A 24,387-nucleotide genomic window follows, 5' to 3' on the forward strand; every position below is an offset into this window, starting at 1 on the left:
GGCCGGGCGTCAGCACCCGGCCCGGTCACCTTTGGTCAGCTCGCGCCGAGGTCCTGTAGTGCCTTGACCGCGCCCCGGTGCAGGCCGACCGGGTCGGTCTTGCGGGCGCTGTCCAGGGCGATGCCGTTGGCCGCGGGATTCGCCTGGGCCAGCGCGTCCTTGCGCTGGAACACGGTCCGGGTGATGGCGCAGGCCACGTTGGCGTCGAGGTCCTTGCGGACGAGCAACACGTTCGGGACCACGATGGTCGGGGTGTCCCCGGCGGTGGTGTAGATGTCCTTGCCGATCGTGCCGGCCTGGTATGCGGGGTTCAGCTCGCTCATCTTGGGCAGCAGCGGCGTGATGTCGATGAACTTCACCTTGTCGCCGGCGGTGGTGAACAGGTCCGTGATTCCGCCGGTGGGCAGGCCGCCGGACCAGAAGAAGCCGTCCACGGTGCCGTCCTTGACGCCCTCGACGGTTTTGGTCAGGTCGAGCCGCTGGGCCTGGATGTCGGCGGCCGGGTCGAGGCCGGCGGCCTCCAGCAGCCGGTTGGCGATGACCTCGGTACCGGACTTGGGGGAGCCGGTGGAGATCTTCTTGCCCTTCATGTCGGCCACCGAGTTGATCCCCGCGTCGGCCCGGACGACCACCTGGGTGTAGTTGTCGTAGATCCGGGCCAGGGCCTCGACCGGCTGTGGTGCGGTGAAGCTGCCCTTGCCCTGCACCGCGTTGACCGCCGTGTCGAACAGGGAGAACGCCACGTCGTACTGGCCGCCGACGAGCTGTTCGATGTTCTGGACCGAGGCACCGGTCTCGGCCGCGGTGCCGGTCAGCCGGCCGCCGGTGCTGTCCGCGAGCTGACCGGCCAGTGCGTTGCCGACCACGTAGTAGACCCCTGTGGCGTTGCCGGTGGCGATGCCGACCCGGGTGTTCTCGGCCACCTCACAGGTGACGGCGCTCGCGGTGTCGTCCGTGGCCGCGGAGCCCTGACGGCCGCCGCAGCCAGCGGCTCCGGTCGCGACCAGGGTGAGTGCCCCCAGCCCCGCCGCGAACCGCACGTTGATCCGTCTCACTGTCGCTCCTTCCTGAGTCATGCCGGTGATCCGGCTCGCGTCCCGCCGGTGGGCCCGGCGGATCCGCGTCGTACGAGCACGCCCACCGCCATGACGCCGGCCAGCACGGCGCCGATCGCGACGGGCACGGGTTGCAGCCAGAGCAGCGCCAGCCCGGCGACCGCGCCGAGGATGCGTTCCGGCACCCCCGCCGGGCCGACGCCGGGCAGCCAGCCGCCGGCGGCGACGGCCAGCACCGCCACGCCGAGGGCGGTGACCGTGGTGGCGACCACGATCCGCTGGGGTCCGCCGATGCCGAGCAGGCCGAGTCCGGTCGGGGTGACCACGAAGGCGAGCGGGATCAGGTACGCCGGCAGCGCGTACCGCAGGGTGTGCCACATGGTCGGCACCACCCGCCCACCGGTCACCGCGGCGGCGGCTACCGCGGCCAGCGCGGTCGGCGGCGACACCTCGGACAGGACCGCGAAGTAGAAGACGAACATCGCTGCGGCCGGGGCGCTGACGCCGAGTCCGAGCAGGGCCGGCCCGATGATCACCCAACCGATCACGAAGGACGCGGTGACCGGTACGGCCAGGCCGAGCAGGGTGAGCGCGACGGCGGCGAGCAGGGCGGTTAGCGCGAGCACCACGGCCGGCTCGGAGCTGATCACGCCGGCCGCGTTGACAAGCAGCGCGGCGGCCTGCGGGCCGAGGCCGGTCTTCGTGGTGGTGGCGGTGATGATGCCCGCCGCCGCGCAGACCACGGTGACCGCGAGCACGCCGCGTACGCCGCCGGAGAGCGCGGTGAGCAGTCGGGCCGGGGTGAGGCGGTGCCGCCGGTCCAAGAAGGACAGAGCGACGGCGAGCAGGGTGGCCAGCACCACCGCGCGGGTGGCCGACACCCCGACGGCGAGCAGCCCGACGATGGCGAAGAGCGAGGCGAAGTGGTACCCGGAACGTGCCAGCAGCCGCCAGGCGGAACCGGCCGCGAGGGCCGCCGGCCGGACCCCGGAGCGCCGCGCGTCGATCTCCACCGAGAGCACGATGCCCAGGTAGTAGAGCACGGTCGGCACCATCGCCCAGCCGAGCACCCGCAGGTAGGACACGCCGAGGTACTCGGCGATGATGAAGGCCGCCGCGCCGAGCGTCGGCGGGGAGAGGATCGCGCCCACGCCGGCCGCGGCGAGCATCCCACCGGCCCGCTCCGCCGGGTAGCCGGCGCGGCGCAGGATCGGCCAGGTGACCGCGCCGATGCTCACCGTCGTCGCCGCCCCCGAGCCGGAGACGGTGCCGAGCAGGAAGCCGGAGGCCACAGCCGTACGGCCGGCAGCGGTGCGGGACCGCCGGAACGCCGCGGCGGAGAGGTCCACGAAGAACCGGCCCGCGCCGGAGAGGTCGAGCACCGCCCCGTAGATGGTGAAGAGCACGATGTACGTGGCCGCCACGTCCAGCGGGGTGCCGTAGAACCCGCTGTCGGAGTTGTAGAAGGCGTCCACGAGCTGCCCGAAGTCCAGCCCGGCGTGGGCCACCGCCCAGTGCTGCGGCAGCAGGCCACCGTAGTAGCCGTAGCCGAGGAAGACCAGGCAGACGGCGGGCAGGATCCAGCCGGTGGTGCGGCGGCACCCCTCCAGCAGCAGGAGCAGCAGGACGGTGCCCATCGCCACGTCCATGCCGACGAGCAGCCCCTGCCGGTCGAGGAAGGCGTCGTAGCCGCCACCCCCGCCGAACAGGTCGACCGGCAGCACCGGGTAGAGGCAGCAGGTCAGGGCGGTGGCGGCCAGGGTCCAGTCGACCCGGCTCGGTTCGGTCGGGCCCGGTGCGGTCACCTGCGCGTCGTCGGTGCCGGGCCGACGCAGGCGGGGCAGCCGCAGGTCGGCCGGGTAGGCGAGGAAGACAAGCGGGAGTACGCCGGCCAGGAAGTAGATCAGGTAGTACTTGCTGCCCTGGGCGAGTGGCTGGAACACCTGCCAGAGCGCGAGCAGGGCGATCGTCAGTGTCGCGGCGGTCAGGACGACGGCTACCGGGCCGGAGAGGGGCCGACCGGGCTTCTCCTCCTCGAACCGGGCCGCCAGTTCGCGGGGATCGACAGCCGTTTCCGGCGGCCGGTCGGCAGCGGCGTCCCGAACCGCCGGGCGGTCGCGGCGCGGGGGCGTCGTCGCGGTGTCCCGGTCGATCTCCGCCACGCCGGCGTGGGGGCGGTTCGCCTCGGGTCCGGAATCTTCGGTGAATCGGATAGCCGACACGATGGGGGACGATACGCGAATTGACTCCGCGTTGGGAACATTGTCGATCATCGTTTCCCTGAGTGACTTTCATTTTGTTTCAGTCACTCGCCGAGATGAATGATTCGGAATCCCTTTCGCGATTGGGGTGGACGTGCCGATCGGTCCCGCGCGGGCTGCGCGTGGCGCGCTGGCGGACCGTCCGTTTTTAGGGCTTTGATGGCGATCCGGTGGCCATTTTCGGCAAGGTAAAAAGTTGTTCTCATGGTTACTCTGTGTGCAACTGACCACGCAGAGTGTCGTGATGGTGGAGGCTCGGTCACGGGCCGGCGGGCCCGGAAGCCACGCCGGGAGGCCGGGGAAGGGGTGCCTCCGCGCATTCCCCGGCCTCGCCGGAATCGGCGGAACTCGGTCCGGCTGGGAACGCCGACCGACGCATTTCCCGCCGAATTCAGGCTGCTGCGCCGTCCGGGGGTTACCCGCGGCCGGTGTCCGGGCATGTGAACGGGCGATGGCAGCGAGCTTGAGGAGGGGCGATGGTCGCCGAGTCTTCCCGTCCGGACGGACGCGACCCCCAGCGGCGACCCGCCGACGGCGGGCCGGAGCGGGGCGAGCGGCCGGACTCCGGCCGCGCTGCGCCCACCCGCCCGACTCGACTGTCCGGGCATGAGTGGGTGGCGGCGCTGCGTCGAACGGTCCGGGAGTTCGGCGACGACGGGCTGACCGACTGGGCCGCGGCGCTCACCTACTACGGCGTGCTCTCGATCTTCCCCGGCCTGCTGGTCCTGGTCTCGTTGCTCGGCCTGCTCGGTCCCGGAGCCACCCAGGGCGTCCGGGACACGGTCGACCAGGCGGTGCCGGAGCAGAACATCCGCCAGATCCTCGGCGCCGCCCTCGACCAGGCCCAGCAGAACGGCGGGCTGGCCGGGATCGCCGCGATCGTCGGCCTGCTGGCCGCCTTCTGGTCGGCCTCCGGCTACGTGGCGGCCTTCATGCGCGCCGCCAACGTCATCTACGACGTCCCCGAGGGGCGGCCGATCTGGAAGACCCTGCCGATCCGGGTCGGGGTGACCGCGGTCATCGGCCTGCTGCTGCTGGCGAGTGCGGTGATCGTGGTCTTCACCGGCCGGTTCGCCGAGCACGTCGGCTCCGCCCTGGGGGTCGGCCGGACGGCGGTGACGGTCTGGGACGTCGCCAAGTGGCCCGTGCTGCTGCTCCTGGTCAGCCTGATGTTCGCGATCCTCTACTGGGCGTCGCCGAACGCGCGGCAGGGCTGCTTCCGTTGGGTGAGCCCGGGTGGCGTACTTGCGGTGCTGCTCTGGTTGCTGGTCTCCGGCGGCTTCGCGCTCTACGTGGCGAACTTCGGCTCGTACAACAAGACCTACGGCGCGCTCGCCGGCGTGATCATCTTCCTGGTCTGGCTCTGGTTGAGCAACGTGGCGATTCTGCTCGGCGCGGAACTCGACGCCGAACTGGCCCGTGGCCGGGCGCTCGCGGGCGGGCTGCGGCCGGCCGACCGCGAGCCCTACGTCGAGCTGCGTGATGATCGCAAATTGCGTTCGGACGATGACCCTGGGCAGCCGGGCTGACCTGCGGATCTGGCTACGGACGTCCCGCCGATAGCTTTTGCTAGATCCAACAAAAGTTGGGTCTGATTCGCTCTAAGGTCTGGACACCGTACGTCGGCGGCTCCTACTGTGTCGGACACCACTCATCGACATTGCGTCGATGTAAACGAGTCCGGTGAGAGGTGAGCCGTGCACACCGCCGATGCCCTGCACGTCCGGCTGCTGCGGCTGCTGCGCGACGAGGGCGCGCTGTCCCGGGCCGAGCTCGCCGACCGGCTCCAGATGCCCCGCCCCCGGTTGCTCGCCGAGCTGGAGCGGCTGGTCGCCCTCGGCTACGTCGCCGAGGCGGGCAAGGCGGCGTCCCGGGGTGGGCGCCGCTCCACCCTGGTCGAGCTGCGGCCGCAGCTGCGCTTCGCCGCCGTCGACCTGGGTGCCAGCTCCATCGACGTCGAGGTGGTCAACGGGCGGCTGGAGCCGATCGCCGCGTACGCGGAGGCGGCCGACATCAGGTCCGGTCCCAAGGCCATTCTCCACCGGGTCAACGAGTTGCTGCACAAGGCCCGGACCGACGGGGTCTACGAGCGGCTCGACGCGGTCGGCATCGGGGTGCCCGGTCCGGTCAGCTTCCGCGACGGCGTGCCGGTCTCCCCGCCGATCATGCCGGGCTGGGACCGCTTTCCCGTCCGGGAGCTGCTCACCCGGGAGCACGGCTGCCCGGCGGTGGTCGACAACGACGTGAACATCATGGCCATCGGCGAGCGGCACGGCGGGGTGGCGCACTCGGTGGACGACTTCCTGTTCGTCAAGATCGGCACCGGCATCGGCTGCGGCATCTACCTCAGCGGCGAGGTCTACCGGGGCACCGACGGTTGCGCCGGGGACGTCGGCCACATCCAGGTCGACCCGCACGGGCCGATCTGCTCGTGCGGCAACGCCGGTTGCCTGGAGGCGCTGTTCAGCGGCGCGGCGCTGGCCAAGGACGCGACCGCTGCGGCGCGGGCCGGTTCCTCTCCGGCGCTTGCCGAACGGCTGGCCATGCAGGGTACGGTCACCGCCCTCGACGTGGCCGCCGGCGCCAGCGAGGGGGACGTGACCTGCATCCAGCTGATCCGCGAGGGCGGGCGCCGGGTCGGCAGCGTCCTGGCCGGGCTGGTCAGCTTCACCAACCCGTCGATGATCGTGATCGGCGGCGGGCTCGCCCAGCTCGGGCACATCCTGCTCGCCGAGATTCGCAGCGTGGTCTACCGCCGCTCACTGCCGCTGGCCACCGGCAACCTGCCGGTCGTGCTCTCCGAGCTCGGACCGCGGGCCGGCGTGGCCGGCGCCGCCGTGCTCGCAAGCGACCTGGCCTTCGGCGAGGCGGCATGAACGAGTGGAGTGGAGGATCGTCATGAGCGAGCAGTCCGGCCCCGGTGCTCCACTGGTCGAGGCACCTACCGACACCGTCGCGGGCGAGGTTGTCCTGCGCCTGACCGACGTTGTGAAGACCTTTCCCGGCGTACGCGCCCTGGACGGTGTGCAGCTTGAGGTACGCGCGGGCGAGGTGCACTGCCTGCTCGGGCAGAACGGTGCCGGCAAGTCCACGCTGATCAAGGTGCTCGCCGGGGTGCACCGGCCCGACTCGGGGCTGGTGGAGTGGCGCGGTGAGCCGGTCAACTTCGCCAACCCGCAGGCCGCGATGCGCGCCGGGATCGCCACCATCTACCAGGAACTCGACCTGGTCGAGGACCTCTCGGTGGCGGAGAACGCCTTCCTCGGCCATGAGCCACGCAGCTTCGGTTTCCTCCGCCGGGGGCAGATGGCCCGCCACACCCGGCAGATCCTCGGCCGGCTCGGGCACGCCGAGATCCCGCCCGGCCGGATGGTCCGGGCGCTGCCCGCGGCCGGCAAGCAGGTGGTCAGCATGGCCCGTGCGCTCTCCCACGAGGCGCGGCTGATCATCATGGACGAACCGAGCGCGGTGCTCGCCCACGACGAGGTGGAGAACCTTTTCCGGATCATCCGTGAACTGACCGCGCAGGGCATCGCGGTCATCTACATCTCCCACCGGTTGGAGGAGATCCGCGAGATCGGCGACCGGGTGACCGTACTCAAGGACGGCCGGACCACCGCATCGAACCTGCCGGCCCGCGACACCCCGACCCGGGAGCTGGTCTCCCGGATGACCGGCCGGACCATCGAGTACGTCTTCCCGGACCGCCCGGCCGGCGGCGAGATCGGCGAGGACCTGCTCCAGGTCGAGGGGCTGACCCGGTCCGGCGAGTTCGCCGACGTGTCGCTCACCGTCCGGGCCGGCGAGATCGTCGGGATCGCCGGGCTGGTCGGCTCCGGCCGGTCCGAGCTGATGGAAACCATCTACGGCGCCCGTCGGGCCGAATCGGGCACCGTACGGATGGCCGGCAAGGCGCTCCGGCCGGGCAGCGTCGGCGCGGCGGTGCGGGCGGGTCTGGGCATGGCGCCCGAGGAGCGCAAGAGCCAGGCGCTGCTGCTCGGCGAGCCGATCTACCGCAACGTGACGCTTGCGACCTTCAGCCGCTACGCCCGCTTCGGGTTCATCGACGCGGGGCGGGAACAGGCCGAGGCGGACCGGATCGCGGAGAGCCTGGAGATGCGACCGCGCGACGTGCGGCGGGCGGTACGCACCCTCTCCGGCGGCAACCAGCAGAAGGTGGTGGTCGGACGCTGGCTGCTCGGCGGCACCCGGCTGCTGCTGCTCGACGAACCCACCCGGGGCGTGGACGTGGGTGCCCGGGCCGAGCTCTATCAGGTGATCCGGCAGCTCGCCGCCGAGGGCGTCGGGGTGCTGCTGGTCTCCAGCGAGGTGCCCGAGGTGCTCGGCCTGGCCGACCGGGTGCTGGTGATGCGGGAAGGGCGGGTCGTCCGGACGGCCCCGGCCGGCGAACTCGACGAAAACACCGTCCTCGACCTCGTGATGGCGGGGTCCCTGATGGAAGGCGCACCGGCATGACCGATAGTCCTCCCACCACGACCCAGTTGCCGGCACAGTCACCGCCGGTGGACCCGGCCGAGACCGAGGCCGCCAGCGCGCACGGGACGCCGGAGCCCTCGGCACCCACCAGCAGGCTCTCCTGGTGGCACGGGGACGGCGGCGAGGGCGCGCGCCGTAACCTCGCCCTGATCGGGGTGCTGCTGGCGCTCTTCGTCATCGGCGCGGCCACCCGCTCCGACCTCTACTCCAATCCGGACTGGGTCTGGGCCAACATGCTCAGCATCCTCAAGCTCGCCTCGGTGGTCGGCGTGGTCACCGTCGGGATGACCTTCGTGATCATCGGCGGCGGCATCGACCTCTCGGTCGGCGCGATAGTCGCGCTGGCCGGCGTCTGGTGCACCACTGTCGCCACCCAGAGCTTCGGGGCCGGCGGCATGATCTTCACCGCCATCGTGGTCGGGGTGGCGGTCGGCCTGGTCAACGGGACCCTCATCGCGTACGGGCGGCTGGTGCCGTTCATCGCCACGCTGGCCATGCTGGTGGCCGCCCGGGGTCTGGCCGCCGAGATCTCCGACAAGCAGACCCAGATCTCGCAGAACGGCACCATCAACGGCATCGCCAGCAACAACCTGCTCGGCATCCCGCTGCTTGTCTACATCCTGGCCGCGGTCGTCGTCGCCGGCTGGGTGCTGCTCAACCGCACCACCTTCGGCCGGCGTACGGTCGCCGTCGGCGGCAACCCGGAGGCCGCCCGGCTGGCCGGCATCAACGTCAAGCGGCACACCCTGCTGCTCTACGCGCTCTCCGGGCTGTGCTGCGGCATCGCCGCCATCATGCTCACCGCCCAGGCCACCTCGGCCCAGGCGGCGATGGCGAACCTCTACGAGCTGGACGCGATCGCCGCCGTGATCATCGGTGGCACGCTGCTCAGCGGCGGGCGGGGCACCATCATCGGCTCCCTGCTCGGTGTGATCATCTTCGCCACCATCACCAACCTCTTCGCGATCAACGGCCTCTCCACCGAGGCGCAGAACATGGTCAAGGGCGGCATCATCGTCGCGGCCGTCCTGATCCAGCAGGTCCAGTTCGGCACCCTCTCCCAGTTCTTCCGCCGTAACCGGCTGACCACCAGCTGAACCCCATTCTCCAACCAGGCCACCGAGGCACGACGGTGGCCGGGCCCCGCACACCCGAAAACCCTCTCCACCACCTGAACCCAGGAGGTCGTCATGACCCAGCACAGTCGCCGCCGGCTGCTCTTCGGCGGGGCGGCCGTCGGCGCCGGCGTACTGCTCTCGGCCTGCACCAGCAACGAGAGCAGCACGCCGACCGAGGCACAGACCAAGGCGGCCGACGGCGGCGGTAACGCCGAGCCCGGCAAGCAGGTGACGATCGGCTTCTCCGCGCCGGCCGCCGACCACGGCTGGATCGCGGCGATCACCAACAACGCCAAGGCACAGGCCGGCGCGTACTCCGACGTGGAGTTCAAGACGGTCGAGGCCGGCGCGGACGCGGCGGCCCAGCGGGCGGCGCTCTCCACGCTGATCTCGCAGAAGCCCGACGTGATCGTGCTGTTGCCGCACGACGGCAAGGAGCTCAACTCCTTCGGCCTGGAGGCGATGGCGGCCGGCATCCCGGTGGTCAACCTGGACCGGGCCTTCCCGGACGCCAAGGCCTACCGGTTGCAGATCAAGGGCGACAACTACGGCATGGGCGTCTCGGCGGCCAACTTCATCTTCGAGCAGCTCAAGGCCAAGGGCGTCAGCAACCCGGTGATCGCCGAAATCGCCGGCATGGACGAGCTGGAGCTGACCCAGGAGCGCACGAAGGGCTTCAACGACACCCTGGCCCAGCACGGCCTGAAGGTGGCCAACCGGCGGGCGGCCCGCTTCACCGTGGACTCCGGTCAGCAGGAGGCGAGCCAGCTGCTCCAGGCGCTGCCGAAGATCGACGCGATCTGGAACCACGACGACGACCAGGGCATCGGCGTGATGGCCGCGATCAGCCAGGCCAACCGCAACGAGTTCTTCATGGTCGGCGGCGCCGGTTCGAAGAAGGCGATGGAGGACATCCAGGCCGACAACACGGTGCTCAAGGCCACCGTGACCTACAGCCCGTCGATGGCCTCCTCGGCCATCTCCCTGGCCCGGCTGATCGGCCAGGGCCGGGGCATGTCCGACCTGGTGGAACTCCAGGTGCCCAAGGAGATCGTCCTCGCCTCGGAAACGATCACGAAGGAGAACGCGAGCGACTACCTGAAGCTCGGGTTCTGACACAACGGGGGGAGACCCACCTTGTCCACGAACGACAACCAACTGCGGGTCGGCATGGTCGGCTACGCGTTCATGGGTGCCGCGCACTCGCAGGCGTGGCGCACCGTGAACCGGGTGTACGACCTGCCGGCGCGGGCCCGGATGGTGGCCGTCTGCGGCCGGGATCCCGGGAAGGTGGCCGAGGCCGCCGACCGGCTCGGCTGGGAGGAACACACCACCGACTGGCGGGAACTGGTGGCCCGGCCGGACATCGACGTGGTCGACATCTGCACACCGGGTGACAGCCACGCCGAGATCGCCCTGGCCGCGTTGGCCGCCGGCAAGCATGTGCTGTGCGAGAAGCCGCTGGCCAACACGGTCGCCGAGGCCCGGGAGATGGCCGCCGCGGCGGCCAACGCCCGCGCCGGCGGGGCGCGGTCGATGTGCGGATTCAACTACCGGCGGGTGCCCGCGGTGGCGTTGATGCGGCAGCTGGTCGCCGAGGGACGACTCGGCGAGATCCGGCACGTTCGGGCCACCTACCTTCAGGACTGGATCGTGGACCCGCAGTTCCCCCTGGTCTGGCGGCTCCGTAAGGAGGTGTCGGGCTCCGGCGCGCTGGGTGACATCGGCGCGCACATCATCGACCTGACCCAGTACGTCACCGGCCAGCGGATCAGCGGGGTCAGCGCGGTGACCGAGACGTTCGTCAAGGAGCGGCCGCTGCCGGCCGAGTCGAGCGGGTTGGCGGCGCAGGCCGACGGGGGCAGCGCCGCCACCGGCCCGGTCACCGTCGACGACGCGGCCATCTTCGTGGCCCGACTGGACGGCGGATCGCTTGCCACCTACGAGGCGACCCGGTTCGCCACCGGGCGCAAGAACGCCCTCCGTGTCGAGGTCAACGGGTCGCTGGGCAGCGTCGCCTTCGACCTGGAACGGCTGAACGAGCTGGAGTTCTACGACGCGACGCGGCCCGCCGCGGAGCAGGGCTTCAGCCGGATCCTGGTGACCGAGGCCGAACACCCGTACCTGTCGGCCTGGTGGCCGCCGGGCCACATCATCGGGTACGAGCACTCCTTCACCCATCAGATGCGCGACTTCATCGAGGCGGTGGCGACCGGCGCGGATCCGACGCCGTCCTTCGCCGAGGCGTTGCAGGTGCAGCTGGTGCTGGACGCGGTGGTCCGCTCGGCCGAACTGGGGTCCTCCTGGACCGAGGTGGAGCCGGCGTTGGCGGGGGCCGTCGCCTGAGCCACCTCCGGTGCCGACCGGCGAGGGTCGGCCGCGGTTGCGCCCCGCGGCCGGTACGGGTCGGTGTCGGAGGGTGTGCCCGCAGGCCGTGACGCCGGTGGGCACGAGCAGCGCGGTTCCTCCGGTGTGGCCGGACCGGGATTCCCCGGCCACACCGGAGGGCCGCACCACGGCCCTCGGGCTGGAGAGACCTCAACCGCATCGAGGCGGTCCGTCTTCGACAAGTCGTCCGGCCGGACGCGCCAAGTTCGCGCCCGGCCGGATGCGGAGCAGGCGGGGGCGCGACGCCGACCGCCCCTGCCTGCCAGCCCCGTCCGTCGGGCCCGCTCCGGGTCGCCGGTGCGGCGGCGTCGCCGCCGACCTCGCCGCCGGGCCGGCGAGCCTTCACCCTGGGCGGCCGGGCGGACGGGGCACATCCGCACAAAGGGTATCTTTCTTAATAAATCTGTGATATTCATGTAATCCAATGGCCGGATTCCCCGACCGGGAAGGAGCGCCATGCGTACGGGTGTCTGGCTGGTGGGAGCGCGCGGCTCGGTCGCGACCACCAGCGTCGTGGGGGCGCTCGCCCTGCGGGCCGGGTTGACCGGGCCGACCGGGTGTGTCACCGAGTTGCCCGCGCTGAACGGCCCGGCCCTGCCGGCCTTCGCCGACCTGGTCTTCGGCGGGCACGACGTGGTCGCCACCCCACTGGCCAAACGCGCCGAGGCGCTGGCCGCCGCCGGGGTGCTGCCCGCCCGCCTGGTCGCCGCGCTGCCCGAGGAACTGGCCGCCGTCGAGCGGGAGTTGCGCCCGGCACCCAGCGGAGGCAGCCAGGCCGACCGGGCCGCCACGCTGGTCCGCGACCTCACCGAGTTCCGCGACCGGCACCGGCTGGCAAGCGTGGTGGTGGTAAACGTCGCGGCCACCGAGCCGGCGTGCCGCCCGCACCCCGCGCACGCCGAGCCGGACGCGCTGCACGCCGCCCTCGCCGGCCCCGACGAGGTGCTACCGCCCAGCTCGCTCTACGCGTACGCGGCGGTGACGGCCGGCTGCGCGTACGTCGACTTCACCCCCTCCACCGGCCTGCGGCTGCCGGCCCTGACCGCGCTTGCCGACACCCACCGGGTGCCGTACGCCGGGCACGACGGCAAGACCGGTGAGACCCTGCTCAAGTCGGTGCTCGCGCCGATGTTCGCGATGCGCAACCTCGCCGTGCGGTCCTGGTCCGGGCTCAACCTGCTCGGCGGGGGCGACGGTGCCACGCTGGCCGACCCGGCGGCCAACGCCGCCAAGGTCCGCAGCAAGCAGCGGGTGCTCGGCGAGACGCTCGGCTACCTGCCGCAGGGGGAGACCCGCATCGACTACGTCGAGGACCTGGGCGACTTCAAGACCGCCTGGGACCTGATCACCTTCGCCGGCTTCCTCGGCACCGGGATGCGCCTGGAGTTCACCTGGCACGGCTGCGACTCGGCGCTGGCCGCCCCGCTCGTGCTCGACCTGGCCCGGCTCACCGCCGCCGCGCACGCCGCCGGCCAGACCGGGGCGCTGGCCGACCTCGCCTTCTTCTTCAAGGACCCGCTCGGCACCGGCAGCGGATCGCTCGCCGAGCAGTGGACCCGACTCTGCGCCTTCGCCCAGCGGCTGCACACCGGAGGTGCCGATGACCCGCGTGGCTGACCTCGCCGAGCTGGTCCGGGCACCGGCCGCGCTCTCGGTGCCGGGCGACGTGATCGCCGGTGCCGCCGCGGCGGGCACGCTCGGCCCGCGTACGCCCGCCCTGGCCGCCGCGTCGGTCCTGCTCTACTGGGCCGGCATGGCCGCCAACGACTGGGCCGACCGGCGGCTCGACGCCGTCGAACGCCCGGAGCGGCCGATCCCCAGCGGACGGGTCCGCCCCGGCGTCGCGGTCGGCCTGGCCGCCGGCCTCACCGCCGCGGGCGTCGGGCTCGCCGCCGCGGCCGGTGGACGCCGTTCGGTCGCCGTTGCGCTGCCGCTGGCCGCCGCCGTCTGGGGGTACGACCTGGTGGCCAAGAACACCGCCGCCGGACCGGCCGTGATGGCCACCTGTCGGGGCCTGGACGTGCTGCTCGGCGCCAGCGCCCGGCCGGTGCGGGCGTTGCCGGCGGTAGCCACCGTGGCCGCGCACACCTGGACCGTCACCGCCCTGTCCCGCCGCGAGGTGCACGGCGCCGACGCCCTGCTGCCGCTGGGCACCCTCGCCGGCACCGCCCTGGTCGCCGCCAGCGCCGCCCGCCCACCCGGACCGCTCCGGCCCGGGGCCGGCCGGCGAGCCGCCGAACCTTCCGGCGAACGCGTTGGCCTGGCTGCCGTCGCGGCGGCGCTGCCCGCCGTCCTCGCCGGCTGGTACGCCACCCGCTACGGCGGCGCGCAGGCCCGAGTGGTCGCCCGGCCCACCGCCGACCGGGTCCGCGCGGCGGTCGGCGCCGGCATCACCAGCCTGCCCGCCTTGCAGGGCGCGTTGACCGCGCGCGCCGGTGCCGGCCTGCTCGGGCTGGCGGTGGCGGCGGCCGCGCCGCTGGGCCGGCGACTGGCCCGGAAGATCTCCCCGACATGACCGCCGCCGCCAACCCCACAGCCCCCGGTGCGGGGGCCGGCGGCCTGCGCTTCGGGTACGGCACCAACGGCTTCGCCAACCACCGCCTCGACGACGCGCTTGCCGTCATCGCCGAGCTTGGCTACGCCGGTGTCGCGCTGACGCTGGATCACGACCACCTCGACCCGTTCGCGCCGGGGCTGGCCCGCCGGGTCGCCGCCGTGGGCCGCCGGCTGGCCGCGCTCGACCTGGCGGTGGTGGTCGAGACCGGGGCCCGGTACCTGCTCGACCCCTGGCACAAGCACGCGCCGACGCTGCTGCACGACGATCCCGCCCGCCGGGTGGAGTTCCTGCGTCGCGCGGTGGCGATCGGCGCCGACCTCGGTGCCGAGGCGGTCTCCTACTGGGCCGGGATCCGGCCCGAGGAGGTCCAGCCCGCCGTCGCCTGGGACCGTCTGGTGGCCGGCTGCGCCACAGTGGTGGCGGCGGCCGACGCCGCCGGTGTGCGGCTGGGCTTCGAGCCCGAGCCGGGGATGCTTGTCGAGGACATCGCGGGCTGGCACCGGCTGCACGCGGCCCTGGGGCGGCCGGCGACGCTCGGCATCACCCTCGACATCGGGCACTGCCGCTGCCTGGAGCCTGCGCCGGTGCCCGACTGCGTCCGCGAGGTCGGCGCGCACCTGGTCAACGTGCAGATCGACGACATGCGGCGGGGCGTACACGAGCACCTGGAGTTCGGCACGGGCGAGATCGACTTTCCGCCGGTGCTGGCCGCGCTGCGCGAGGTCGGCTACCGGGGTCTGGTCGCGGTCGAGCTGCCCCGGCACTCGCACGCCGCCCCGGCCGTGGCCGCCCGCTCGCTGGACTTCCTCCGGGCCGCGTCCGCCGGCGGCGCACCACTGACAGCAGCACAGGAAGGGCGGAGACGGTGATGACACCGAACGAGCTGCGGACGGCCCTGCGGGGCGTACCCGATCCGGACTGGCTGGCGGCGGCGCTGCGCGGCGTCGCGGTGCAGCCGGCGGCGATCGGCCGGTTCTTTCCGGCGGTCGGTCGGTGCTGCGGGCGGGCCGACCTGCCCGACCTGCCCGGCTGGACCGCCGACGAGGCGGCCCGCGCGCTGCTGCTGGCCACCCTGCCGAGCGGGCACGCGGAATGGGTCGAGACGCTCTACCGCACCGGGGACGCGGCCGAGAAGCGGGCCGTGCTCAAGGCGCTGCCGCTGCTGCCGGTCGGCGCGGCCGGGTTGCCGCTGCTGCACGACGCGCTGCGCACCAACGACACCCGGCTGGTCGCCGCCGCCCTCGGCCCGTACGCGGAGCACCTCGACGCACCGGCCTGGCGGCAGGCCGTGCTCAAGTGCGTCTTCACCGGCGTACCGCTGGCCGTGGTGGCCGACCTCGACGCCCGCGCCGACGGGGAGCTGGCGACGATGCTCGCCGCGCTCGCCGCCGAGCGGCGGGCCGCCGGCCGGAGCATGCCCGCCGACGCCACCGAGTTGCTGGACCGGTTGACCACCACCGATCCGCCGGGCCGGTTGATCGCCACCGGCCAACCGCACCACAGGGAGGCGTGATGCGCATCTTCGACCCGCACATCCACATGACGTCCCGGACCACCGACGACTACGAGCGGATGGCCGCTGCGGGCGTGCGGGCGGTGGTGGAACCGGCATTCTGGCTCGGTCAGCCGCGCACCAGCGTCGGATCGTTCACCGACTACTTCGACTCCCTGGTGGGCTGGGAGCCGTTCCGGGCCGGCCAGTTCGGGGTGCGCCACCACGCCACGGTTGCGCTCAACCCGAAGGAGGCCAACGACCCGCGCTGCCGGCCGGTGCTCGACGTGCTGCCCCGCTACCTGGACAAGGACGGCGTGGTCGCGGTCGGCGAGATCGGGTACGACTCGATGACACCCGAGGAGGACGCCGCCTTCGCCGCCCAGCTCGCCCTGGCCGTGGCGCACGACCTGCCGGCGCTTGTGCACACCCCGCACCGGGACAAGGCCCGCGGCGTCGAGCGCAGCCTCGCCGTGGTCGCCGAGTCCGGCATCGCACCGGGCCGGGTGGTGCTCGACCACCTCAACGAGGTGACCGTGAAACTGGTCCGGGACACCGGCTGTTGGCTCGGCTTCTCGATCTACCCGGACACCAAGATGTCGCCGCCCCGGATGGTCGAGGTGCTCAAGGCGTACGGGACCGAACGGATCCTGGTCAACTCGGCCGCCGACTGGGGCCGCTCGGATCCGCTGCTCACCCGGGCCACCGGCGAGGCGATGCTGCTCGCCGGCTTCTCCGAGGACGACGTCGACCGGGTGCTCTGGCGCAACCCGGTCGAGTTCTACGGGCAGTCCGGCCGGCTGGACCTGAGCGACGTCGAGGCACCGGAGGCGACCTTCGCCGGCAACTCCATCCTGCGCGGCGGCAGCTGATGCGGCTGCGGCACGCCGGCGGGCGCACCGTCCACCTCGGCTACTGCACAAACGTGCACCCGGCCGAGGAGCTGGCCGGCATCCTCGACCAGCTCGACCGGTACGCGGTGCCGGTCCGCGCGGCGCTCGGCAGCGACCTGCTCGGCCTGGGGCTGTGGCTGGCCGCCCCGGTCGCCGCCGAGCTGGCCGCCGATCCGCACGCCCGCCGCCGGCTGCGCACCGAGTTGTCGGTACGCGGCCTGGAGGTGGTCACGCTCAACGGCTTCCCGTACGCGTCCTTCCAGGCCCCGGTGGTCAAGGGCGCGGTTTACCACCCGGACTGGACCACCGACGACCGGCTCCGGTACACCCTGGACCTGGCCCGGGTGCTCGCCGACCTGCTGCCCGACGACGCCGCCCGGGGCTCGGTCTCCACCCTGCCGCTGGCCTGGCGCACACCCTGGGACGCGACCCGGGCCGACGCCGCCCGACGCCGCCTCGACCAGCTCGCCGCCGGGCTCGCCGACGTCGAGCGGGAGACCGGCCGGCCGGTGCGGGTCGGCTTCGAGCCGGAGCCCGGCTGCGTCGTGGAGAGCAGCGCGCAGGCGGCGACCATGCTGTCCGGAGTGGACACCGAGCGGCTCGGTGTCTGCCTGGACCTGGCCCACCTCGCCTGCGCCTGGGAGGAACCGGCCGCCGCCCTGGACCGGCTGGCGGCGGCCGGCCTGCCGGTGGTGAAGGTGCAGGTCTCCGCCGCGCTGGAGGCGGCCGACCCGACCGGTGACGCCGCCGCGCTGCGCCGCTGGGTCGAGCCGCGGTTCCTGCACCAGACCCGCACCGCCAGCTGCGCCGCCGCGACCGGCTCGCCCAGCGCGACCACGGTGACCGGTTCGACCGGCGCTGGCCTCGCCGCGACCGGCGGTGGCTTCAGTCCGGCGGATCCGGCGGACCCGGCCTGGGCGGCCGACGACCTGGACGCGGCGCTCGACGCGGCGCTGCCGGGCCCGTGGCGGGTGCACTATCACGTGCCGCTGCACGCCCCACCCGAGCCGCCGCTTGGCTCGACCCTGCCGGTGCTGCGCGCCGCGCTGGCCGCGCTCCTCGCCGGCCCGGACGCGGACTGTGATCACCTCGACGTGGAGACGTACACCTGGGGGGTGCTGCCGGCCGCGCGGCGCCCGCACACCGACGCGGAGCTGGCCGCCGGGATCGCCGCGGAGCTGGCCTTCGCCCGAGACGAGCTGGTCGCCCTCGGGCTGACCCTTCATCGAAGTGAGGTGGCGGCCTGATGGGTCGACAGCTGGTGGTGCTGGACGTGGTGGGACTGACCCCGCGCCTGCTGGCGCACATGCCCCGGCTGCGCGCGGTGGCCGACACCGGGTTCCGCGCCGAACTGGGCACGGTGCTGCCGGCGGTGACCTGCTCGGTGCAGTCCACCTTCCTCACCGGGAGCCGCCCGGCCGACCACGGGATCGTCGGCAACGGGTGGTACTTCCGCGACCTCGGCGAGGTGCTGCTCTGGCGGCAGCACAACGCGCTGGTCGGCGGGGAGAAGCTGTGGCAGGCGGCGCGCCGGGTCCGGCCGGACTACACGGTGGCGAACGTCTGCTGGTGGTACGCGATGGGCGCGGACGTGGACTGGACCGTCACCCCACGCCCGGTGTACCACGCCGACGGGCGCAAGGACCCGGACTGCTACACCGATCCGCCGCAGCTGCACGACTCGCTCACCACGGCGTTGGGCACCTTCCCGCTCTTCAACTACTGGGGGCCGGGGGCCGGGCTGGCGTCGTCCCGGTGGATCTGCCAGGCGGCTCAGCGGATCCTCGCCGAGCAGTCACCCGACCTGACCCTGGTCTACGTCCCGCACCTGGACTACGACCTGCAACGCTTCGGTGCATCCGCGCCGCAGGCCGCCGCCGCAGCGGCCGAGTTGGACGGCGTGCTCGCCCCGCTGCTGGACGCCGCGCGGGAGCGGGACGCGACGGTGGTGGTGCTCTCGGAGTACGGCATCACCGACGTCTCCCGGCCGGTCGACGTGAACCGGCTGCTGCGCGCCGAAGGGTTGCTGCGGGTGCACACCCAGGCTGGCATGGAGTACCTCGACCCGTGGACCTCCCGGGCGTTCGCGGTCGCCGACCACCAGATCGCCCACGTCTACGTGCGCGATCCGGCGGACGTACCGGCGGTGGCGAAGCTCTGCGCGGCGCTGCCCGGGGTGGCCGAGGTGCTCGACGCCGCCGGCAAGGTGAGCTACGGGCTGGACCACCCGCGCGCCGGTGAGCTGGTGCTGGTCGCGGAGCCGGACGCCTGGTTCACGTACTACTACTGGTTGGACGATGCCCGGGCGCCCGACTTCGCCCGGCTGGTCGAGATCCACCGCAAACCCGGGTACGACCCGGCGGAGCTCTTCTTCGACCCGGCGGCTCCCGGTGCGGCGAAGCGGCGCGCCGCCGTCGCGCTGGCGCGCAAGAAGCTCGGCATGCGATACCTGATGAGCGTGGTCGGGCTGGACGCCGGGGCGCGGGCGGTGCGGGGGTCGCACGGGCGGCTGCCGGCCGACCCCGCCGACGGGCCGGTGCTGCTCTGCTCCGACGCGTCGGCGGCCCGGGACCGGATAGCCGCCACGGAGGTGAAGGGGCTGCTGCTGGAGCTGGCCGGGTTGGCGGCATCGTGACCGTCACGGCGGTGCCGACCGACGCGGGCGAGCTGCGGAACCGGTTCGACGCCGAGCTGACCGCCTTCCTCGGCCGGCAGGACCCGGACTGGCCGGACGGCGCGCCGCGCGGCGTCTTCACCACCCTGCACCGGTTCGTGCTCACCGGCGGCAAGCGGCTGCGTCCGCTCTTCTGCTACTGGGGCTGGCGGGGCGCGGGTGGCCCGGACGGCACCCCGATCGTGACCGCTGCCGCCGCGCTTGAGCTGTTCCACGCCTTCGCGCTGATCCACGACGACATCCTGGACGGCAGTGACCGTCGCCGGGGGGAGCCCTCGGTGCACCGGATCTTCGCCGATCTGCACGCCCGCTCGTCCTGGCGGGGCGACCCCGAGGCGTACGGGCGCAACACCGCCCTGCTCTGCGGCGATCTCTGTGCCGCCTGGGCGGACCAGATGTTCCACGAGTGCGGACTGAGCACCGAGGCGGTGCATCGCGGGTACGGCGTCTTCGCGCTGATGCGCACCGAGGTGATCGCGGGGGAGTATCTCGACCTGGTCTCCGGGGTGGGGGACGGCTCGGTCGCCAGCGCGCTCACCGTGATCCGGATGAAGGGGGCGCGGTACACGGTCACCCGGCCGTTGCAGATCGGCGCCGCGCTGGCCGGGGCGCCCTCCGAGCTGATTGCCGCGCTGGCCGAGTTCGGTGACCCGCTCGGGGACGCCTTCCAGCTCCGCGACGACGTCCTGGGGGTTTTCGGCGACCCGGCGGTCACCGGCAAGTCCGTCCTGGACGACCTGCGCGAGGGCAAGCCGACGGTGATGATGGCGCTGGCCCGCGATGCCGCCGACCGGAGCCAGAGCGCGCGGCTGCGGGAGCTGTTCGGCAATCCCGACCTGGACGCGGCGGGCGCCGCCGAACTGCGGAAGATCATCGAGGACACCGGGGCGCGGGCGAAGATCGAGCAGATGATCGAGGTCCGGGCCGCCGCGGCGCTGGCCGTGCTGGGGCGTACCGAACTTGTCGAGGAGAGCCGGACGGCGCTGGCCGGGTTGGCCGCCCAGGCGATCGACCGGCAACGCTGAGCCGCTCCGCCTGCGCGTTGCGCCGCCTTCACTTTTGATCAAACCGACGAAAGTCCTGCCTGGTTACCCGGAAGGTATGGACACATCGACATATCTAATTTAGTGTCGTCGGCAACACCGAAAATGTTTTGTCGAGGTGAACCGGCGTTGGGAAAGCGACATGCGCAAACTCCTCAGACCCGCCCTCGGCCTGGCCACCGCCGCCTTCGCCGTCCTGGCCTGCACCGCACCGGCCACCCCGGCCAGCGCCGCCGACGCCCCGTACGACGTGCTGGTCTTCTCCAAGACGGCGGGCTTCCGGCACGACTCCATCGCCGTCGGCACCCAGGCCATCCGTGACCTGGGCGCGGCGAACAACTTCACAGTCACCGCCACCGAGGACGCCAGCCGCTTCACCACCGGCAACCTCGCCCAGTACGAGGCGGTGATCTTCCTCAACACCACAGGCGACGTGCTCAACGCCAGCCAGCAGACCGCCTTCGAGTCGTACATCGCCGCGGGTGGCGGCTACGTCGGCGTGCACTCCGCCGCCGACACCGAGTACGGCTGGTCCTTCTACGGCAACCTGGTCGGGGCGTACTTCCGTTCGCACCCGGCCATCCAGCAGGCCCAGGTCCGGGTGGAGAACCGGGCCCACGCGGCCACCGCCCACCTGCCGCAGACCTGGACCCGCACCGACGAGTGGTACGACTACCAGGCCAGCGCCCGCCCCGGCGCCATGATCCTGGCCAATCTCAACGAGTCGTCGTACTCCGGCGGCGTGATGGGCGCCGACCACCCGATCGCCTGGTGCAAGACGTACGCGGGCGGCCGGTCCTTCTACACGGGCGGCGGCCACACCCAGGCCTCGTACGCCGAGCCGGCCTTCCGGGCGCACCTGCTCGGCGGCATCCGGTACGCGGCCGGCCGTACCAAGGCCGACTGCCGCCCGGAGACCGGCTACACCGCCCTCTACAACGGCTCGACCACCGGCTGGTCCCAGGCCGGGCCGGGCAGCTTCACCAACTCCGACGCCACCCTGACCTCGGTCGGCGGCATGGGCCTGTTCTGGTACAGCGCCAAGCAGTTCACCAACTACTCGCTGAAGCTCGACTGGCGAGTGGCCGGGGACGACAACTCGGGCGTCTTCATCGGCTTCCCGCCGTCCAGCGACCCGAACTCGGCGATCAACAACGGTTACGAGGTGCAGATCGACCCCACCGACACGGCGGACAAGACCACCGGTGCGATCTACGGCTTCAAGGCCGCCGACATCGCCGCCCGGGACGCCGCGCTGAACCCGGCGGGGGAGTGGAACACCTACGAACTGCTGGTGGAGGGGGAGCGGCTCCAGGTCTTCCTGAACGGCGTGAAGATCAACGATTTCACCAACACCGACCCGGTACGCTCGCTCGCCGGCCACATCGGCATCCAGAACCACGGCACCGGCGACGACGTGTCGTTCCGCAACATCCGGATCAAGGAACTGGGCGGCACCAACCCGCCGCCGAGCGGCGACCGCACGGGTCGGATCACCGGCCTGGCCGGCAAATGTCTGGACGTGCGCAATGGTTCGTCGGCGGATGGTACGCAGATCCAGATCTGGACGTGTAACGGTGGTGCGGCGCAGACCTGGACGGTGACGCCGAATTCGACGATCCGGGCGTTGGGTAAGTGTCTGGATGTCAATGGTGCTGGTTCGGCGGATGGTACGAAGATCCAGTTGTGGACGTGTAGCGGTGGCGGCGCGCAGGTCTGGTCGGCGCAGTCGAACGGCACGTTGCGCAATCCGAACTCGGGCAAGTGTCTGGATGTGTCAAACAACAGTTCCGCCGACGGTCAGGCCGTGCACCTCTGGACCTGCCACACCAACGCCAACCAGCGCTGGGTGCTGCCGTAGGTGAAAGGAGGGGCCCCCTGCTAACGCCTGGCGTTGTAGCGGGGCCCCTTTTTAACCGCGCGCCCGCCGCCTAGAGTGGACGTGGCGACCGCGAGGTGGCCGGTGAACCGACGGGAGGCGCAACCCGTCGGTCCCAGGCGCGACAAGCGCCCACCGGGCATCGTCGGGGCCGCCGCATCCGGCCATCCCTCGCCCCGGTCCCGCAGGTACGGAATCCCCAACACGACAGGGGAAAAGGACACATGGCGCGACCGATCACGTTGTTCACCGGCCAGTGGGCCGACCTTCCGTTCGACGAGGTGTGCCGGCTCGCCGCCGAGTGGGGCTACGACGGGCTGGAGATCGCCTGCTGGGGTGACCACTTCGAGGTCGACAAGGCCCTGGCCGACGACGCGTACGTCGACCGCAAACGGGAGACGCTCGCCAAGCACAACCTCCAGGTCTTCACGATCTCCAACCACCTGGTCGGCCAGGCGGTCTGCGACCACCCCATCGACGAGCGCCACCAGGGCATCCTGCCGGCCCGGATCTGGGGAGACGGCGAGCCCGAGGGGGTACGCCAGCGGGCCGCCGAGGAGATCAAGGACACCGCCCGCGCGGCGGCGAAGCTCGGGGTGAACACCGTCGTCGGCTTCACCGGCTCGTCGATCTGGCACACCCTGGCGATGTTCCCGCCGGTACCGCCCTCGATGATCGAACGCGGCTACCAGGACTTCGCCGACCGGTGGAACCCGATCCTGGACGTCTTCGACGAGGTCGGGGTGCGCTTCGCACACGAGGTGCACCCGAGCGAGATCGCCTACGACTACTGGACCACCAAGCGGACCCTGGAGGCGATCGGGCACCGGCCCGCGTTCGGGCTGAACTGGGACCCGTCGCACTTCGTCTGGCAGGAACTCGACCCGGTCAACTTCATCTTCGACTTCGCCGACCGGATCTACCACGTCGACTGCAAGGACGCCAAGGTGCGTACCGGCGACGGTCGGCGCGGCCGGCTCGCCTCCCACCTGCCCTGGGCGGATCTGCGACGCGGCTGGGACTTCGTCTCCACCGGGCACGGTGACGTGCCCTGGGAGGACTGCTTCCGGGCACTGAACGCGATCGGCTACGACGGCCCGATCTCGATCGAGTGGGAGGACGCCGGAATGGACCGGCTGGTCGGCGCCCCGGAGGCGCTCCAGTTCGTCCGCCGGCTCGCCTTCGACGCGCCCGCCGCCGCCTTCGACGCGGCGTTCAGCAGCAAGGACTGAAGCTGGCCGACCCCGGGGGCGCGGTAGCCGCCGTACTCCCGGGGTCCCGGCTCAGCCGGCACTGACTCCGCCCCCCGGGCCGTGGCTCAGCCTGCGCTGAAGACGTGCTCGCTGACCAGGCGGGCCGCGCCCACCAGCCCGGCCCGGTCCGCCAGGTCGGAGAGGACGATCGGCATGGTGCCGGTCGCCAGCGGCGCCGACCGCCGGTAGACCACGCCCCGGATCTCGGCGAGCAGGACGTGCCCGAGCCCCTCGGGCGCGCCGCCGATCACGACGATGCCGGGATTGACGAAGCTGACCAGACCGACGAGCGCCTGACCGAGCCGACGGGCGGCGTCGCGGACCAGGGCCTGGGTGGCCGGGTCGCCAGCGGTCGCGGCCGCGGCGATGTCCGGCACGGTGAGCGTGCCCGCCTCGGCCAGCCGGGCCGCGAGCGCGGCGGAGCGGCCCGAACGGGCGGTCGCCAGCGCCGCCCGGACCAGCCCGGCATCGCCGCAGTACGCCTCGAGGCAGCCGACCTCCCCACAGCCGCAGACCGGCCCGTCCTCGTCGAGGGGCAGGTGCGCGACGTCGCCCGCGCTGCGGGTCGCGCCCCGGTGCAGCGAGCCGCCGAGGACCAGCCCGCAGCCGATCGCCGGGCCGAGCTTCAGGAAGAGAAAGTCCTCGAAGGTACGGCCGATCCCGGCGTGCTGCTCGCCGAGGGCGAACACGTTGGCGTCGTTGTCGACGAGCGTCGGACAGCCCAGCTCGGTGGCGAAGGCGTCGCGGACGGGGAAGCGCTGCCATCCGGGCAGCACGGCCGGCGCGACCGACACGCTGCCGTCCACCGGCCCGGGCAGGGCGACGCCGACCCCGGTGAACTCGGCGATGCCCAGGTCGGCGCGAAGCTTCTCGACCAGCTCGACGGCGCGGGCGATCACCGGCTCCGGCCCGCCTCGGACGTCGACCGGTGCGCCCGCCTCGGCCAGCGGACGCAACTCACCGTCGGTCACCGCCACACCGATCCGATCCGCCGCGACGACCACGCTTGCGAAGCGCACCCCGCCGGCGAGGCGCAGCATCGACGACCGGCGCCCGCCGCGGGAAGCCGCAGGTCCGGCGGTCTCGACCAGCCCACGCGCGACGAGTCGGTCCAGCTCGGCGGTGAGCGTCGACCGGGACAGGCCCAGGGCGTCGCCCAACTCCACCCGGGACCGGGGACCGTCGTCGCGCAGCAACCGGACCAGCCGTGCCTGCTGCGGATTCTCCGGCCGGAGCAGCACCACCGCCACCACCTCCCGCCCGGAGTCTTCCACGCC

Annotated in this window: 19 protein-coding genes; 16 read left to right on the top strand and 3 right to left on the bottom strand. The window is 72.4% G+C overall.

Annotated elements, in window-relative coordinates; translation table 11 throughout:
- Window positions 1–35 precede the first annotated feature (35 nt).
- A complete protein-coding gene (locus AC507J_RS27220; protein ID WP_496292453.1) occupies window positions 36–1,055 on the bottom strand; it encodes a TAXI family TRAP transporter solute-binding subunit in 1,020 nt (339 codons plus the stop codon).
- Between the two features lie 17 nt (window positions 1,056–1,072).
- Window positions 1,073–3,277, bottom strand: a complete 2,205-nt coding sequence (locus tag AC507J_RS27225) for a TRAP transporter permease (protein WP_496292455.1) — start codon at window positions 3,275–3,277, stop codon at window positions 1,073–1,075.
- Window positions 3,278–3,792: 515 nt separating this feature from the next.
- On the opposite strand from AC507J_RS27225, the gene AC507J_RS27230 reads away from it, so the two are divergent.
- The 16 genes from AC507J_RS27230 to AC507J_RS27305 all read left to right on the top strand — a co-directional run bounded on the left by AC507J_RS27230 (window position 3,793) and on the right by AC507J_RS27305 (window position 23,089).
- A complete protein-coding gene (locus tag AC507J_RS27230) occupies window positions 3,793–4,845 on the top strand; it encodes a YihY/virulence factor BrkB family protein (protein ID WP_496292457.1) in 1,053 nt (350 codons plus the stop codon).
- Window positions 4,846–5,013: 168 nt separating this feature from the next.
- Window positions 5,014–6,192, top strand: coding sequence for an ROK family protein (locus tag AC507J_RS27235; RefSeq protein WP_496292459.1), 1,179 nt, complete (start codon window positions 5,014–5,016; stop codon window positions 6,190–6,192).
- A gap of 22 nt (window positions 6,193–6,214) precedes the next feature.
- Window positions 6,215–7,792, top strand: a complete 1,578-nt coding sequence (locus AC507J_RS27240; RefSeq protein WP_496292461.1) for a sugar ABC transporter ATP-binding protein — start codon at window positions 6,215–6,217, stop codon at window positions 7,790–7,792.
- Window positions 7,789–8,910 (top strand): ABC transporter permease, encoded by a 1,122-nt coding sequence (locus AC507J_RS27245; protein ID WP_496292463.1) that lies wholly within the window; start codon window positions 7,789–7,791, stop codon window positions 8,908–8,910. The genes AC507J_RS27240 and AC507J_RS27245 overlap by 4 nt, the downstream gene beginning before the upstream one ends.
- Window positions 8,911–9,003: 93 nt before the next feature.
- The gene (locus AC507J_RS27250; protein ID WP_496292465.1) at window positions 9,004–10,047 is read left to right on the top strand and encodes a substrate-binding domain-containing protein; all 1,044 of its coding nucleotides are present in this window, start codon (window positions 9,004–9,006) and stop codon (window positions 10,045–10,047) included.
- Window positions 10,048–10,101: 54 nt separating this feature from the next.
- The gene (locus tag AC507J_RS27255; protein ID WP_496292516.1) at window positions 10,102–11,277 is read left to right on the top strand and encodes a Gfo/Idh/MocA family protein; all 1,176 of its coding nucleotides are present in this window, start codon (window positions 10,102–10,104) and stop codon (window positions 11,275–11,277) included.
- 498 nt (window positions 11,278–11,775) lie between these two features.
- On the top strand, window positions 11,776–12,936 hold the full coding sequence (locus AC507J_RS27260) for an inositol-3-phosphate synthase (protein WP_496292467.1): 1,161 nt from the start codon (window positions 11,776–11,778) through the stop codon (window positions 12,934–12,936).
- Complete coding sequence (locus AC507J_RS27265; protein WP_496292469.1) at window positions 12,920–13,834, top strand: SCO3242 family prenyltransferase; 915 nt, start codon at window positions 12,920–12,922, stop codon at window positions 13,832–13,834. The genes AC507J_RS27260 and AC507J_RS27265 overlap by 17 nt, the downstream gene beginning before the upstream one ends.
- Window positions 13,831–14,745, top strand: coding sequence for a sugar phosphate isomerase/epimerase family protein (locus AC507J_RS27270; RefSeq protein ID WP_496292471.1), 915 nt, complete (start codon window positions 13,831–13,833; stop codon window positions 14,743–14,745). Before AC507J_RS27265 ends, AC507J_RS27270 begins: the two co-directional genes overlap by 4 nt.
- On the top strand, window positions 14,745–15,389 hold the full coding sequence (locus tag AC507J_RS27275; protein WP_496292473.1) for an EboA domain-containing protein: 645 nt from the start codon (window positions 14,745–14,747) through the stop codon (window positions 15,387–15,389). Before AC507J_RS27270 ends, AC507J_RS27275 begins: the two co-directional genes overlap by 1 nt.
- Window positions 15,389–16,240 carry a TatD family hydrolase gene (locus AC507J_RS27280; protein ID WP_496292475.1) on the top strand — a complete coding sequence of 284 codons (852 nt, stop codon included), beginning with the start codon at window positions 15,389–15,391 and terminating at the stop codon, window positions 16,238–16,240. Before AC507J_RS27275 ends, AC507J_RS27280 begins: the two co-directional genes overlap by 1 nt.
- Entirely contained in the window at window positions 16,240–17,508 is a 1,269-nt protein-coding gene (gene eboE / locus AC507J_RS27285; RefSeq protein ID WP_496292477.1) for a metabolite traffic protein EboE, read from the top strand. Before AC507J_RS27280 ends, eboE begins: the two co-directional genes overlap by 1 nt.
- Window positions 17,508–18,896, top strand: a complete 1,389-nt coding sequence (locus AC507J_RS27290) for an alkaline phosphatase family protein (protein WP_496292479.1) — start codon at window positions 17,508–17,510, stop codon at window positions 18,894–18,896. Before eboE ends, AC507J_RS27290 begins: the two co-directional genes overlap by 1 nt.
- Window positions 18,893–19,960: a polyprenyl synthetase family protein gene (locus tag AC507J_RS27295; RefSeq protein ID WP_496292481.1), complete on the top strand. Its 1,068-nt coding sequence runs from the start codon at window positions 18,893–18,895 to the stop codon at window positions 19,958–19,960. Before AC507J_RS27290 ends, AC507J_RS27295 begins: the two co-directional genes overlap by 4 nt.
- Before the next feature lie 160 nt (window positions 19,961–20,120).
- Entirely contained in the window at window positions 20,121–21,839 is a 1,719-nt protein-coding gene (locus AC507J_RS27300; RefSeq protein ID WP_496292483.1) for a ThuA domain-containing protein, read from the top strand.
- A 242-nt stretch (window positions 21,840–22,081) separates the two neighbouring features.
- Entirely contained in the window at window positions 22,082–23,089 is a 1,008-nt protein-coding gene (locus tag AC507J_RS27305) for a sugar phosphate isomerase/epimerase family protein (RefSeq protein ID WP_496292485.1), read from the top strand.
- Window positions 23,090–23,175: 86 nt separating this feature from the next.
- Here AC507J_RS27305 and AC507J_RS27310 read toward each other — a convergent pair whose 3' ends face one another.
- Entirely contained in the window at window positions 23,176–24,384 is a 1,209-nt protein-coding gene (locus AC507J_RS27310) for an ROK family transcriptional regulator (RefSeq protein WP_496292487.1), read from the bottom strand.
- Between the last annotated feature and the right edge of the window lie 3 nt (window positions 24,385–24,387).

It is taken from the genome of Micromonospora sp. PRAS1 (assembly GCF_059553435.1).

Coding starts and splice junctions, on each gene's coding strand:
- AC507J_RS27275 (WP_496292473.1), top strand. CDS start 14,745: ATGACACCGAACGAGCTGCGGACGGCCCTGCGGGGCGTACCCGATCCG.
- AC507J_RS27270 (WP_496292471.1), top strand. CDS start 13,831: ATGACCGCCGCCGCCAACCCCACAGCCCCCGGTGCGGGGGCCGGCGGC.
- AC507J_RS27245 (WP_496292463.1), top strand. CDS start 7,789: ATGACCGATAGTCCTCCCACCACGACCCAGTTGCCGGCACAGTCACCG.
- AC507J_RS27260 (WP_496292467.1), top strand. CDS start 11,776: ATGCGTACGGGTGTCTGGCTGGTGGGAGCGCGCGGCTCGGTCGCGACC.
- AC507J_RS27280 (WP_496292475.1), top strand. CDS start 15,389: ATGCGCATCTTCGACCCGCACATCCACATGACGTCCCGGACCACCGAC.
- AC507J_RS27255 (WP_496292516.1), top strand. CDS start 10,102: ATGGTCGGCTACGCGTTCATGGGTGCCGCGCACTCGCAGGCGTGGCGC.
- AC507J_RS27290 (WP_496292479.1), top strand. CDS start 17,508: ATGGGTCGACAGCTGGTGGTGCTGGACGTGGTGGGACTGACCCCGCGC.
- AC507J_RS27240 (WP_496292461.1), top strand. CDS start 6,215: ATGAGCGAGCAGTCCGGCCCCGGTGCTCCACTGGTCGAGGCACCTACC.
- AC507J_RS27230 (WP_496292457.1), top strand. CDS start 3,793: ATGGTCGCCGAGTCTTCCCGTCCGGACGGACGCGACCCCCAGCGGCGA.
- AC507J_RS27300 (WP_496292483.1), top strand. CDS start 20,121: ATGCGCAAACTCCTCAGACCCGCCCTCGGCCTGGCCACCGCCGCCTTC.
- AC507J_RS27250 (WP_496292465.1), top strand. CDS start 9,004: ATGACCCAGCACAGTCGCCGCCGGCTGCTCTTCGGCGGGGCGGCCGTC.
- AC507J_RS27305 (WP_496292485.1), top strand. CDS start 22,082: ATGGCGCGACCGATCACGTTGTTCACCGGCCAGTGGGCCGACCTTCCG.
- eboE (WP_496292477.1), top strand. CDS start 16,240: ATGCGGCTGCGGCACGCCGGCGGGCGCACCGTCCACCTCGGCTACTGC.
- AC507J_RS27265 (WP_496292469.1), top strand. CDS start 12,920: ATGACCCGCGTGGCTGACCTCGCCGAGCTGGTCCGGGCACCGGCCGCG.